A 13468-nucleotide genomic window follows, 5' to 3' on the forward strand; every position below is an offset into this window, starting at 1 on the left:
CTGGCCCGCCCGCCTCCCCCGCCCGGTATGTGCGTCCCCTGCTCATGGGGGGTGACCCCTTGCTCCTCCGGCCGACCGCCGGGCCGGACCTGTTCTTTGCTCGTGGGGCGCCCGATCTGGGCGCCCACGACCCCGTGCTGGCCCGGCATGTTCGCGCACAGGCGCATGTTCGCGAGGATGGTCAGGCCCTCGATGTAGGAGTCGGCGTGCGCGCGGGGGCCGGAGACGGACATCCAGCCGACCCGGTAGCCGGCCACCCGGTACGCCTTCGACATGCCGTTGAAGGTGAGCGTCAGCAGGTCGGGGGCGACGGCCGCGGTCGGGGTGTGCGTCGCGTCGTCGTAGAGGATCTTGTCGTAGATCTCGTCCGAGCAGACCAGCAGGTTGTGGCGGCGGGCGATGTCCGTCAGGCCCTTGAGCACCGCCTCGTCGTAGACCGCGCCCGTCGGGTTGTTCGGGTTGATGATGACGATGGCCTTGGTGCGGTCGGTGACCTTGCGCTCGATGTCGGCGAGGTCGGGCATCCAGTCCGACTGCTCGTCGCAGCGGTAGTGGACCGCCGTGCCGCCGGACAGCGACACCGCCGCCGTCCACAGGGGGTAGTCCGGCGCCGGTACGAGAACCTCGTCGCCGTCGTCCAGCAGGCCCTGCATCGCCATCACGATCAGCTCGGAGACGCCGTTGCCGATGAAGACGTGCTCGACGTCCGTCTCGATGCCGATGGTCTGGTTGTGCATGACGACCGCCCGGCGCGCGGCCAGCAGGCCCTTCGCGTCGCCGTAGCCGTGCGCCGTGGAGACGTTGCGGAGGATGTCCTCCAGGATCTCGGGCGGGCACTCGAAGCCGAACGCCGCCGGATTTCCGGTGTTCAGCTTGAGGATGCGGTGGCCCGCCGCCTCCAGCCGCATAGCCTCCTCGAGAACCGGGCCCCGGATCTCGTAACAGACGTTGGCGAGCTTCGTCGACTGGATCACCTGCATGTCCGTGAGCTTACGGCCCGGTAACGCCCTGTGGGTCGTGTTTTCCACCACGTGAGACACAGCGTTTTGGCCTGTTATCGCCGGTAGCTGTCTCAGCAGCCCCTCCCGTACCTAGAATTCGCGGCCATGTCCAGCCAATCGGAACAGGGAAACGGGGCGTACGGCGCCAATGCCGCGAACGGCGTGACCGAGGCGCACGGCGTCCATGGGACGGGCCCCGCGGACGGCGGTCCCGAAGGGTCGCCGAACGTCTACCACCCGCAGCCCGCGGAGACCCCTGCCTACGACGGGTACGCCGATCCGGCGAGTGCGCACGGCTGGCAGAACGCCTACGACGAGACCCGCGAGCTGCCCCGGGTGGCGGGCGAGGAGGACTTTCCCGCGGTGGCGGCGGGCCCGGCCCAGGGGGCGGGACGGGCCGCGGCGCGCCGCGCGCAGCGCAGGCGGAGCGTGCCGCGCTCGCGGCGGATCGCGCTGGCCGCCGGTGCCGTGGGAGCCGTCTCCCTCGCCGTGATCGCGGGGGTGTCCGCCTTCTCGGGGTCCTCGTCGGGCGGGCCGCAGGGCAAGGGCGAGCGCACCGGTTCGAGCGCCGAGGACGGCTCGGGGGGGCCCACCGCCCCGCGGTCGTCCGCCGCGCCCTCCGTCACCGGCTCGCCGGACGCCGCGGCGCCGGCTCCCGCCGTCTCCGTGAGCGCGACGCCGAAGGCCCGGGTGAGCGGCTCCGCGGCCGGCCGGGGGAGTGGTGGCCCTTCATCCACGGCGCCGACGCCGTCCGCCACCGGAAGCCCGTCGGCGACCGCCTCCGCGAGCACCGCCGGTCAGGGTGACCAAGGTGGTGGGCCCGGGCGCGGGCGGGGGCACGGAAAGCATTACAACTAGGCGCGCTCTGGGATGAGTTGAGTATGCGGTCCGCTCCGTGCGGACCGCATACAACTTCTTGCCGCCGCCCCCTGCTCCCCTCACAATGCACATGACAAGACAAGCGACCGGAAGATCTCCGGTCGCTCACGTCTGCAGAGGGGACCCCCACATGAACAAGCCTCTCCTTGCCACGCTCGCGGCCCTGGTGATCACCGGGGCGGGCATGGCGCCCGCGGCGGCCGCCACCGTGACGCAGAAGCCGGCCGCGGAGACGAAGAGCGCGACACCCACGCTCAAGGCCGTCAACTTCGCAGGCACCGTCTCGCTCAGCAACTGCTCCGGCTCCGTCATCCGCTTTCCGGCCTCCGCGGACAGCGACCCGGCGCTGGTGATGACCAACGGCCACTGCCTGGAGACCGGCTTCCCCGAGCCCGGCGAGGTGATCGTCGGCCAGTCGTCCAGCCGCAGCTTCGGCCTGCTCAACGCCTCGGCCACCCGGGTCGGGACGCTGCGCGCCAACAAGGTCGTGTACTCGACGATGACCGACACGGACGTCACGATCTATCAGCTGACCACCACGTACGCGCAGATCAAGAGCACGTACGGGATCAGCGCACTGACGGTGCAGGACACGCACCCGACCGCCGGCACCGCCATCACCGTCGTCTCCGGCTACTGGAAGCGGACCTACGCCTGCAGCATCGACGGGTTCGTCTACCGGCTCAAGGAGGGCGACTGGACCTGGAAGGACTCGGTGCGCTACACCTCCGCCTGCAAGACCATCGGCGGCACGTCGGGTTCCCCGGTCGTCGACAACGCCACCGGCAAGGTCGTCGCCGTCAACAACACCGGCAACGAGGACGGCGAGCGCTGCACCGAGAACAATCCCTGTGAGGTCGACGCCAACGGCAACGTGACCGTCCGCTACGGCATCAACTACGCCGAGGAGACCTACCTCATCCCGGCCTGCTTCACCACCGGCAACAAGCTCGACCTGAACGCGAGCGGCTGCACCCTGCCCAGGCCGTAGCGCCGGCCGGGGGGGCGGTCACACCGGAGTCCTGCGGACCGCCCGCCCCGCCAGCACGTCCGTCCGGCGCCCGTCCTCGATCACGAACCGGCCGTCGACGAGGACGTACGGAATCCCGACGGGCAGCGCGCGCGGCTGTTCGAAGGTGGACCCCGCCGCGACCGTCTCCGGGTCGAACAGGACCAGGTCGGCGCGGTGGCCCTCACGGACGAGCCCGCGGTCCGGCAGACGCAGCCGGGCCGCGGGCCGCGAGGTGAGGTGGGCGACGCACTCCTCCAGGGACAGCACGCCCGACTCCCGCACGTACCGGCCGAGATAGTGCGGGAAGGTGCCGTACGCCCGCGGATGCGGCTTGGCCCCCTGGAGGATGCCGTCCGAGCCGCCGGTGTGGGCACGGTGCCGCATGATCGCCCGGACGTTCTCCTCGTGGCCGACGTGCTGCAGGATCGTCGCGCCCAGCCGGTCCTCGACCAGCAGCCTGCGTGCGGTCGTCCAGGGGGCCTCGTCACGCAGCCGCGCCGACTCCAGGACCGTACGGCCGACGTACTCCCCGAGGGCCGGGTCGCTCACGCCGGAGATCTCGACCGTGTCCCACTCCACCGGCACGCCGTGACAGCCGTCCGAGCCGGCGACCTCCAGGTCGTGCCGGATCCGCTCGGCGGTCGCGGGGTCCGCGAGCCGGCCGAGGACCGCTTCCGGACCGCCCTCGCTCGCCCAGCCGGGCAGCAGCGCGGCGAGCGTCGTGCAGCCGGGCGTGTAGGGGTACGTGTCGAGGCTGATGTCGGCCCCGGCGGCGAGGGCGTCGTCGAGCAGGGCGAGGAGTTCCGGGGCCCGGCCCTCGTTGACGCCGAAGTTCATGGTGGCGTGGGCCAGGTGCAGCGGGCAGCCGGCCTCGCGGGTCAGCGCGACCATCTCCCCGTACGCCGCCAGGGCCCCGGCCCCGTAGGAGCGGTGGTGGGGGCAGTAGTAGCCGCCGTACTCCGCCACCACCCGGCACAGTTCGGTGAGTTCGGCGTCCTTGGCGTACATGCCCGGCGTGTAGGTGAGCCCGGACGACATGCCGACCGCGCCCTGTTCCATGCCCTCGGCGACCAGCCGCCGCATCCGGTCCAGCTCTCCGGGAGTGGCCTCCCGGTCCTCCCAGCCGACGACGAGCGCGCGGACCGTGCCCTGGGGGACGAGGTAGGCCGCGTTGACGGCGATGCCCCGGTCGAGCCGGTCCAGGTACTCGCCCACCGACCGCCAGTCGAAGTCGATGTCGTCGCCGTACCCGTTCCAGCCGGTGATCGCCCGGCGCACCTCCTCGAGCGTAGGGTCGTCGACGGGCGCGTACGACAGCCCGTCCTGGCCGAGGACCTCCAGCGTCACACCCTGCGCCGCCTTGGCGGAGTGGTCCGGGTCGCGCAGCAGGGCCAGGTCGCTGTGGGCGTGCATGTCGATGAACCCGGGGGAGAGGACCAGGCCCTCGGCGTCCAGCTCGCGCATCGCCTTGGGGCGCTGGCAGCCCGCGGCCGCCGCCTCCTTGACGATCGAGACGATCCGGCCGCCGTCGATCACGACGTCGGCGCGGTACGACGGCTCCCCGCTGCCGTCCACCACGTCCGCGTCCCGGATGACGAGCTGTTCCACGACCGCTGACCTCCTAGAAGAACGTGCGGATGTAGTCGACGACCGTCCCGTCCGCCTCGGCGACCGGGATCAGCTGCCACTTGTCGAAGGACGTGCACGGGTGCGACAGGCCGAGGCCCACCCAGTCGCCCACCTCCAGGTCCGCCTCCCGGCCGGTGCGCAGCCAGGCGTGCTGGTCGGACAGGGCGGTCACCGACACGCCGGTGGCCGGGCGCTCCGCGCCGTCCCGGCGCACCACCTGGGCGAAGGGGAGGTCCAGGTCGTAGGCCGCGTCGCGCTTGCCCGCGTTGACGAAGGCCTGTTCCGGCGACGGGCGGGAGACGACCTGCGCCCACAGGCGGAACGCGGGCTCCAGGGCGCCCTCTTCGGAGACCCGGTTGAACGGTGTCAGCCTGCGGTAGTGCCCGTCGTCGTGCGAGACGTAGGCGCCCGAGCGCAGCAGCTTCAGTACGGGCAGGGAGAGTTCGGGGAGCTCGGCGAAGGCGTCGGCGACCGCGTCGAACCAGGCGCTGCCGCCCGCGCTCACCACGATCTCCTCGACGTCCTTGAAGTGCCCGGCCCGGTCGAGTTCCACGGCGAGGCCGGTCAGCCGGCGCAGCCACGCCTGCACCCGCTCCGGATCGGCCCGCGGCACCTCGCCCTCGTATCCCGCCACGCCGACCAGCCGCAGCGTCGGTGCGGCCGCCACCGCTTCCGCGACCGCCGCGCACTCCGCCTCCGTACGCACGCCGGTGCGCGCGTCCTCGCCGGCGGCCAGCTCCACGACGACGTCCAGCGGGCGGGAGGCTCCGCGCAGCGCCGCGTCCATCAGCCGCACTCCGCGCACCGAGTCGACGTAGCAGACGAAGCGGAAGGACGGGTCGGCGGTGAGTTCCGAGGCGATCCAGCGCAGCGCGGGCGTGTCCACCAGCTCGTTGGCGAGGAACACCCGCTCGATCCCGAACGCGCGCGCCACGCGCACCTGGTGCGGGACGGCGAGCGTGATGCCCCAGGCGCCGTGCTCGATCTGGCGATGGAAGAGCTGCGGCGCCATGGAGGTCTTGCCGTGCGGGGCGAAGGCGAGGCCGTGGCGGGCGGCGTACGCCTCCATGAGCGACAGGTTGTGCTCCAGCCGCTCGGCGGAGAGGGCGAGCACCGGGGTCGGGAAGCCGCCGGTGAAGAGGTTGCGGCGCTGGGCGGCCAGCTCGCCGACGGTCAGTCCGTCGGCGTCCGGCGGGAGCCCCTTGAAGCGGTGGTCGACGCGTTCGTCGGCCAGTCGGGCGAGCGCCTCCATACCCATGGACCCTCCTGAGCTGCTGCGTTGCATTATGTGCAACCTCCATTGCGTATGCCGCTTACTGCTGTCTAACATCTCGGCCACCGCCGGTCAACGGAGCCGGTCCCGGGCCGAGAAGGAGCTACGACGATCGTGACCACAGCCGGACCGTGCAATGCCCCCGACGTCGTGGACGTCGTCGCGCTCGGCGAGTCCATGGTCACGTTCCTGCCCACCCGGCCGGGCCGCCTCGCCGACGTCCCCTCCTTCGACCGTGCCATCGGCGGGGCCGAGTCCAACGTGGCCTGCGTACTGGCCGCCGCCGGGCACCGCGCGCGCTGGGTGAGCCGGGTCGGGGCGGACGGCTTCGGCGACCACCTCGTCGAGACGATCGGCGGGTACGGCGTCGACGTGACGTCCGTGCGGCGCGATCCCGCCCGGCCCACCGGCATCTACTTCCGCACGGCCGGCGACCGGTCGGCCGACGACCACGAAGTGGCCTATTACCGCGCCGGATCGGCGGCCTCGGCGATGGCGCCGCAGAACGTGGACCTCGCGGCCCTGCGCGCGGCCCGCGTGCTCCATCTGACCGGCATCACGGCCGCGCTCTCCACCCAGTGCCTGGACCTGGTGCGCGCGCTGACCGCGCCCGTGGCCGGCCGGCCGCTGGTCTCCTTCGACGTCAACCACCGGCCGGGACTGTGGCGCGGCGACGCCGGGGCGCGGGTGCTCCTGGAACTGGCGGGCCGGGCCGACATCGTGTTCGTCGGCGAGGACGAAGCCGCGCAACTGTGGGGGCCGGCCGGCCCCGACGCGGTCCGCGAGGCGCTCCCCGGCCCCGGCGTGCTGGTCGTCAAGCAGGGCGGTGCCGGAGCCACCGTCTACGCCGGGGACACCGCCGCCTTCGTGCCCGCGCTCCGCGTCGACGTCGTGGCCGCCGTCGGCGCGGGGGACGCCTTCGCCGCCGGCTTCCTGTCCGCGACCCTGCGCGGCCTCCCCGTACGGGACCGCCTCCGGCACGGCCACCTCATGGCCGCCGCCGCGCTCACCGTCCCCGGCGACCTCGCCGCGCCTCCCTCCCGCGACCACGCCGACCGGCTGGCCGCCCTGGACGAGGAGTCGTGGGGGAGACTTCGACTGGGCCCCGGCTGGACGCAGGCCGACCAGGCCCCGGAGGAGGTAGGCACCCCATGAGTCAGACCGTCGACCGCGCCCTGAGCATCCTGCCGCTGCTCGCCGAGGGCCCCGCCGACCTCGGCCAGGTCGCCGACCGGCTCGGCGTCCACAAGTCCACGGCCCTGCGGCTCCTGCGCACCCTCCACGAGCACGGACTCGTCTACCGCCAGTCCGACCAGCGCTACCGGCTCGGCGCCCGCCTCTTCGCCCTCGCCCAGGAGGCGATGGAGAACCTCGACATCCGCGAGATCGCCCACCCCCACCTCGTACGCCTCAACGAGCAGTGCGGACACACCGTCCACCTCGCGGTGTACGAGGAGAGCGAGGTCCTCTACATCGACAAGGTGGAGAGCCGGTACCCCGTGCGCATGTACTCGCGGATCGGCAAGCCCGTCGCCATCACCGTCGCGGCCGTCGCCAAGCTGCTCCTCGCCGATCTGCCCGAACCCGAGCGCCGCGCCGTCGCGGAGAAGCTCGACTACCCCATGTACACGGCCCGTTCCACCCCCAACGCGCCCGCCTTCCTGCGCGAGCTGGAGAAGGCGCGCGAACAGGGCTGGGCCACCGACCTCGGTGGCCACGAGGAGTCCATCAACTGCGTCGCGGCACCCGTCCGCGGGGCCGACGGCCGGGTGGTCGCCGCGATGTCGGTCTCCGCGCCGAACGTCGTCGTCACCGCCGACGAACTGCTCACCCTGCTCCCGCTGGTGCGCCGTACCGCGGACGCGATCAGCGGCGAGTACTCCGGAAGGACTCCGGTGAAGGACACCCCCCTGTGACGGAGGAGAAAGCACGCATGACGGAGAAGAGGGCATGACCGAGAAGACCGCGCTCACCCCGAAGACCCACACCACCCCGCCCGCGAAGTTCTCGCACGGCGTCCGCAAGGGCAACATCCTCCAGGTCGCCGGCCAGGTCGGCTTCCTGCCGGCCGAGGAGGGCAAGCCCCCCACGCCCGCCGGTCCCACCCTGCGCGAGCAGACCCTCCAGACCCTCGCCAACGTCAAGGCGATCCTGGAGGAGGGCGGCGCGAGCTGGGACGACGTGATGATGATCCGCGTCTATCTGACGGACGTGGACCACTTCGCCGAGATGAACGGGATCTACAACGCGTACTTCGAGGAGCAGGACCTCACCGCTCCGCCCGCCGCCCGCACGACCGTCTACGTCGGCCTGCCCGCCGGGCTCCTGATCGAGATCGACGCGCTCGCCGTACTCGGCTGACCCCCGCTCGAACTCTCCACCCAGCAAGTCCTCACGGCGCGGCGCTCCTCATCTCCGGGACGCCGTGCCGCGATCCCCCCTGCCCGAAAGCTGTATGGAATTACGAAGAGGTCCCCCTATGTCCCATTCGCTCGCCGCGACAGCCCCCGTCCCACCACCTCACACCGGAGGCCTGCTCCTCCTCGTCGACGGCACCGCGGGACTGCTCACCGTGGCCGCCATCGGCATAGCTCTCCTGCTCTTCCTGATCATCAAGGCGAGGCTCCAGCCCTTCGTGGCCCTCCTCGCCGTCTCCATAGCCGTCGGCCTGCTGTCCGGCCTCTCGGTCACCGAACTCTTCGGCACCGTCCAGCGCTCCGACGCCGTCTCCACCATCGAGACCGGCATGGGCGGCATCCTCGGCCATGTCGCGATCATCATCGGCCTGGGCACGATGCTCGGCGCGATCCTCGAAGTCAGCGGCGGGGCGGAGGTGTTGGCGACCCGGCTGCTCGGACTGTTCGGCGAACGGCGGGCTCCTCTCGCCATGGGCCTCACCGGACTGATCTTCGGCATCCCGGTCTTCTTCGACGTCGGCATCTTCGTCCTCGCGCCGATCGTCTACGCGGCCGCCAAGCGGTCCGGCAAGTCGATCCTGCTCTACTGCCTGCCCCTGCTCGCGGGCCTGTCCATGACCCACGCCTTCCTGCCGCCGCACCCCGGCCCGGTGGCCGCCGCCGGCCTCCTGCACGTCCAGCTCGGCTGGGTCATCCTCATGGGCATCGTCTGCGGCATCCCCGCCGTGCTCGCCGCCTGGGCCTACTCGGCCTGGATCGGCAGGCGGATCTTCGTCGCCGTACCGCAGGACATGGTGGAGGCGGCCGCGGAGGCGAAGCTCGCCGTGCTCGACGAGCAGCGTGCGCAGGGGGTCGAGCCGCAGGAGAAGCCGGTACCGCTCGGCACGGTCCTCGCCATCATCGGTACGCCGCTCGTCCTGATCCTCGCCGCGACCTTCTCCTCGATCGCCCTCGACCCCTCCACCGGCCGTTCGGTGATCGAGTTCTTCGGCAGCCCGTTCGTCGCCCTCACCATCGCCCTGCTCCTCGCCTACTACCTGCTCGGCATCCGGCGCGGCTGGTCCCGCAAGTCCCTGGAAACCGTGTCCACCTCCTCCCTGAAGCCGGTCGGCAACATCCTGCTGGTGGTCGGCGCGGGCGGTGTCTTCGGCGCGGTCCTGAAGGCGAGTGGCGTCGCCCAGGCACTCTCCGACACCTTCCACGACGTCGGTCTGCCGGTGCTGGTCCTCTCCTACCTGATCTCCGTGGTGCTGCGGGTCGCACAGGGTTCGGCGACGGTCGCGATCGTCACCACGGCGGGCATCGTGGCGCCCCTCCTGTCCGGGGGCGACCACTCCCAGGCCTTCGTCGCCCTCGTCATCATGGCCATCTCGGCGGGTTCCATCTTCGCCTCGCACGTCAACGACGGGGGCTTCTGGATGGTGGCCAAGTACTTCGGCATCACCGAGCGGGACACGCTGCGGACGTGGACGGTGCTGGAGTCGGTGCTGTCGGTGGCGGGCTTTGCGGTGGCGGGGCTGGTGAGCGTGTTCGTGTAGGGGCGTGGTCCGGGCAGTATGGGCCGTGTGACCGACGACCTCCTCGAAGAGCTGGCCGCCGAGCGCGACCAAGTGCTCGACGCGCTGGCCCAGTTGTCCTCCGGTGACCCGGACACGCCCGCCATGTGCGGGTACGCGGGTGAGCTGAGCCACCGGCTCCACCTGCTGCGCGCGCGCAACGACGACGGCCGGGGCGAGGATCTCGCCCTGGCCGTCGAGGCGTTCGAGCACGCCTTCCGCAACCCGGGCCGCGAGCCCCGGTGGTCGGCCTGGCGGATCCGGTTCGGGCATCTGCGCGCGGTGCAGTACGAGGAGACGGGCGAGCGCCGACTCCTCGACGAGGGATGGGAGCTGCTCCGGGAAGGGGTGGACGGGCTGCCTCCGGGTGACCCCGGCTTCGACGGCGAGCGCGCGTGGGGCCGGCATCTGCTCGCCGTCTGCGCCAAGACGCGGTATCTCGCGGCCCCCGGCCCCAACGCCCTCGACGAGGCCCTGCGCCGGCACACGGACGCCCTGGCCGACGCCGAGCCCGGTGGCGAGGAGGCCGACCTGCGGGCGGCGCTGGGGTTCCTGCGGCTGCAACGGGCCATGCGCCACGGCGACATCGCGGCGGCCGCCGAGTCCGCCGCGCAGTACCGGAGGGTTCTCGACACCCCTGAACCCGTCGACCGTCCCCACATCCGCTACAGCATGGGCCTCGCCATGCTCCTGCACGGCCGGGCGACCGGCGACCGGGAGGAACTGGAGGCGGCCCGGGACGCCTTCGACACAGCCCTCACCGAGGCCCGCCGCGACGGCGGAACTGAGCCGCACTGGGCCTTCGAGGCCGAGGTCAACGCCGTCTTCGTACGAGCGATGATCTGGTCCACCTGGAAGGACCTCGGCCACGGCCTCGCCGCGGAGGTCGAGGCGCGCCGGCTGCTCGACCGCCCCGGAGCCGCGGAACAGCTCCCGCCCCAGTACCTCGACGCGTTCGGACGGCTGCTGTACGAGCGGGCCGCCGAGCGCGACGACGCGGCGGGCCGGGACCACGGCATCGCGCTGCTGCGGCGCGCGGTGACCGAGTGGGACCGGGACCGCGACGGCGACATCGCGCCCGCCGCGACCTTCCTGGCCCTGTTCCAGCAGGCCCGCTACCAGGACGACCCGGACCCGCGCCGGGCCCAGGACGTCCTGGAGGCGGCCGGACTGCTCCTCGACGGACAGCACGACAACCACGAACTGACGCAGTCCGCCCGCATGCTGGACGGCTGGGCCCGCTTCACCCTCGCCGAGCACGGTCTCCTCACCGAGACCGAGGACGGCCTTCCGGAAGGCCTCGACGCCGAGGCCTTCCGCGGGACCGTCGGCACGATGCTCGACGACCTGCGCGAGGGCCGGGCCTTCCTCGACTTCGGCGAGGAGGAGTTCCTGCGCGGCATGGAACGGGACGTGACCGGCCGCAGACGCCGTATCGAGGGCTTCGAGAAGGCCCTCGCCCATCTGCGCGCCGCCGAGCCGGGCAGCGCGGCCAGGGCACAGCTCGCCGCGATGATGCTGTGCAACCTCACCGTCGTCGACCCCGAGGGCACCTACATCACCGCCGAGCACCGGCGCGAGCTGACCGAGGCGGTGCTCCAGCGGGCCGAGCGGGACCCGGCCTGGCGCGGACAGGCGTACGCCGTCACCGGAATGGCCCGGCTGCACGAGGAGACCACCGTGGGCTCCGGAGCGGGCCTGGACGAGGTGCTCGCCCACTTCGACCGGGCGGAGGAGGCCGGTGTCCCGGAGGCGCACGGCAACGGCGGCTACGGGCTCGCCATGGCCCGGCTCATCGCACAGACCCAGCGCGGCCAGACCGCAGGCGCCGCCGACGACATGGAGGCGGGCGCCCGGACCTGGCGCCGTCTGCGCGACGACCCCGCCCTGCCCGCGCACCTGCGCCGCATGATGGACCTCCAGCAGGCCGGCCTCGACGCGCACACGGCCGTCCAGCGCGGCGACCTGGCCACCGCCGACCGGCACATCACCGAGCTCACCGCGGGTCACGCCGCCATGAGCGACGAGGACCCCTCCCGCATCGAGATCTACACCGCCCTGGAGAACGCGCGCGCCGCCCGCGACAACCTCGCCCGCACCCTCGGCGCCCCGCCCCTGCCACCCCTGCCCGGCCGCCCCGGCGCGGCCGAACTGCGCCGCCAGGCCCGCAGACTGCCCCGCGACCATCACGCCTGGGTGCTCGGCGACGCCGGCATCACCCGTTTCACCCGGGCCGGAGCGGCGATGGACGGACCCGGCATCGTCGAGGCGATCGGCCTGCTCCAGCAGGCCCACGACCTCTCCGAGCCGGGCAGCGACAGCCGTCTGCGCTACGGCCACTGCCTCGGCATCGCCCACTGCGCCCTGTCCGGTCTCGAATTCGACCGCGTCCGCCGCCGCGACCGGCTGGCCCGGGGCATCGAGCTCCTGGAGCGCGGGTTCGCGGAGGCGGGCGGACCGGAGCACCGCCTGTACGCCGAGATCGGCCTCGCGCTCGCCCGCGCCCACCGCACCCGCGACGACCTCCACCGCCGCGACCGCGCCACCGCCCGCACGCTCGGCCTGCAGTCCCTGCGCGGCCACGCCTGGGCCGCGCTGCTCCAGTCCGGCACCGACCATGCCGCCCTCGCCGCCGCGCACGCCACCAGGTCGGCGCTGGAGGTGGCCGGCTGGTGCCTCAAGGACGACCGCCCCGAGGAGGCGCTCCGGGCCCTCGACGCCTGCCGGGGCCTCGTCCTGCACGCGGCGCTGACCTCCACCACCGTGCCCGAGCTCCTCACCTCGGCGGGCCGGGCCGACCTCGCCGGCGAATGGCGGGCCACCGGCGCGGGCGCCGGGGCGGGGGCGGCCGACCCGCTGACCGCCGTACGCGCTCCGCTCGCCGTCCCCAGCACCCTGCGCCGCCGTGTCCTCACGGCCCTCACCGAGGACACCGGGGCCGGCACCCCCCTGGCGGCCCGGCTCCTCGACCCGCCCGACCCCGGCGAGATCGCCGAGGCCCTGCGGGCGCTCGCCAAGGACGCCCTGGTCTACCTGGTCCCGTCCTCCGACGACACCCCCGGAACGGCGCTGCTCGTCACCTCCCGGGGCACGGTGCACGCCGTACCCCTGCCGACGCTGTCGGAGGACGCGGCGCCGCTGAAGGAGTACGCCCCCGCGGGCGCTCTCACCCGCGACCTCGGCCCCGTCCCCGGTTCCCGGGTGGCCGCGGCACCGCCCTCCCTGCGCAAGCAGCTCGACCGGCTGTGCGGCTGGGCCTGGTACGCGGCCGTGCGCCCGCTCCTGGAGGCCATCGAGATGCCGCCGGGCCGGCTGCCCAGGCTCGTCCTGGTGCCGATGGGGAAGCTCGGCCTGGTGCCCTGGCACGCCGCGTGGGAGGCGGGCGGGCCGCGCGGGCGCCAGTACGCCCTCCAGGCCGCCGAGATCTCGTACGCGGCCTCCGCACGGCTGCTGTGCCAGGTGGCCGCCCGCCCCGCCACCGGTCACACCGGCGCGGCCCTCGTGGTCGGCAACCCCACCGGAGATCTCCACTACGCGGGCGAGGAGGCCGACGCCGTCCAGCGCGTCTTCTACCCGGACGGCCGCTTCCTCGGCCGCCGCAGAAGCGGCCCGGCGGACGGCGCGGGCACGCCGGGCGAGGTGCTGGAGTGGCTGCGCGAGGGCGCCGGCGGGGGAGTGCTGCACCTCGCCTGCCACGCCGC

General features: G+C 73.0%; 10 protein-coding genes. 7 read left to right on the top strand and 3 right to left on the bottom strand.

Going from position 1 to position 13468, the window contains the following annotated elements; translation table 11 throughout:
- Positions 1-980, bottom strand: a 980-nt coding sequence (locus tag ACFW2E_RS26255) for an aminotransferase class I/II-fold pyridoxal phosphate-dependent enzyme (RefSeq protein WP_384469528.1), incomplete at its 3' end; no start/stop codon positions are given.
- Positions 981-1106: 126 nt separating this feature from the next.
- Here ACFW2E_RS26255 and ACFW2E_RS26260 point away from each other — a divergent pair.
- Both ACFW2E_RS26260 and ACFW2E_RS26265 read left to right on the top strand, forming a co-directional pair.
- A complete protein-coding gene (locus ACFW2E_RS26260; protein ID WP_384469529.1) occupies positions 1107-1859 on the top strand; it encodes a hypothetical protein in 753 nt (250 codons plus the stop codon).
- Positions 1860-2010: 151 nt separating this feature from the next.
- On the top strand, positions 2011-2871 hold the full coding sequence (locus ACFW2E_RS26265) for a serine protease (RefSeq protein ID WP_384469530.1): 861 nt from the start codon (positions 2011-2013) through the stop codon (positions 2869-2871).
- 18 nt (positions 2872-2889) lie between these two features.
- Here ACFW2E_RS26265 and ACFW2E_RS26270 read toward each other — a convergent pair whose 3' ends face one another.
- Both ACFW2E_RS26270 and ACFW2E_RS26275 read right to left on the bottom strand, forming a co-directional pair.
- Positions 2890-4500 (bottom strand): amidohydrolase family protein, encoded by a 1611-nt coding sequence (locus ACFW2E_RS26270; RefSeq protein ID WP_384469531.1) that lies wholly within the window; start codon positions 4498-4500, stop codon positions 2890-2892.
- Between the two features lie 13 nt (positions 4501-4513).
- Positions 4514-5779: an amino acid deaminase gene (locus tag ACFW2E_RS26275; RefSeq protein ID WP_384469532.1), complete on the bottom strand. Its 1266-nt coding sequence runs from the start codon at positions 5777-5779 to the stop codon at positions 4514-4516.
- Positions 5780-5908: 129 nt separating this feature from the next.
- Between ACFW2E_RS26275 and ACFW2E_RS26280 the strand changes: the two genes are divergently transcribed.
- From ACFW2E_RS26280 to ACFW2E_RS26300, 5 genes are all read left to right on the top strand, one after another.
- On the top strand, positions 5909-6949 hold the full coding sequence (locus ACFW2E_RS26280; protein ID WP_384469533.1) for a sugar kinase: 1041 nt from the start codon (positions 5909-5911) through the stop codon (positions 6947-6949).
- Positions 6946-7710, top strand: coding sequence for an IclR family transcriptional regulator (locus tag ACFW2E_RS26285; RefSeq protein ID WP_384469534.1), 765 nt, complete (start codon positions 6946-6948; stop codon positions 7708-7710). Before ACFW2E_RS26280 ends, ACFW2E_RS26285 begins: the two co-directional genes overlap by 4 nt.
- A gap of 34 nt (positions 7711-7744) precedes the next feature.
- Positions 7745-8155 (top strand): RidA family protein, encoded by a 411-nt coding sequence (locus ACFW2E_RS26290; protein ID WP_384469535.1) that lies wholly within the window; start codon positions 7745-7747, stop codon positions 8153-8155.
- 118 nt (positions 8156-8273) lie between these two features.
- Positions 8274-9749 (top strand): GntP family permease, encoded by a 1476-nt coding sequence (locus ACFW2E_RS26295; RefSeq protein ID WP_384469536.1) that lies wholly within the window; start codon positions 8274-8276, stop codon positions 9747-9749.
- A 27-nt stretch (positions 9750-9776) separates the two neighbouring features.
- On the top strand, positions 9777-13468 hold a 3692-nt coding region (locus tag ACFW2E_RS26300; protein ID WP_384469537.1), incomplete at its 3' end, for a CHAT domain-containing protein.

The sequence above is a fragment of the Streptomyces sp. NPDC058964 genome (genome assembly GCF_042741275.1).
Lineage (GTDB): Bacteria > Actinomycetota > Actinomycetes > Streptomycetales > Streptomycetaceae > Streptomyces.

Excerpts from the sequence above, each read along its gene's own strand:
- ACFW2E_RS26260 (WP_384469529.1), top strand. The coding sequence starts at position 1,107 with ATGTCCAGCCAATCGGAACAGGGAAACGGGGCGTACGGCGCCAATGCC.
- ACFW2E_RS26265 (WP_384469530.1), top strand. The coding sequence starts at position 2,011 with ATGAACAAGCCTCTCCTTGCCACGCTCGCGGCCCTGGTGATCACCGGG.
- ACFW2E_RS26285 (WP_384469534.1), top strand. The coding sequence starts at position 6,946 with ATGAGTCAGACCGTCGACCGCGCCCTGAGCATCCTGCCGCTGCTCGCC.
- ACFW2E_RS26295 (WP_384469536.1), top strand. The coding sequence starts at position 8,274 with ATGTCCCATTCGCTCGCCGCGACAGCCCCCGTCCCACCACCTCACACC.
- ACFW2E_RS26275 (WP_384469532.1), bottom strand. The coding sequence starts at position 5,779 with ATGGGTATGGAGGCGCTCGCCCGACTGGCCGACGAACGCGTCGACCAC.
- ACFW2E_RS26290 (WP_384469535.1), top strand. The coding sequence starts at position 7,745 with ATGACCGAGAAGACCGCGCTCACCCCGAAGACCCACACCACCCCGCCC.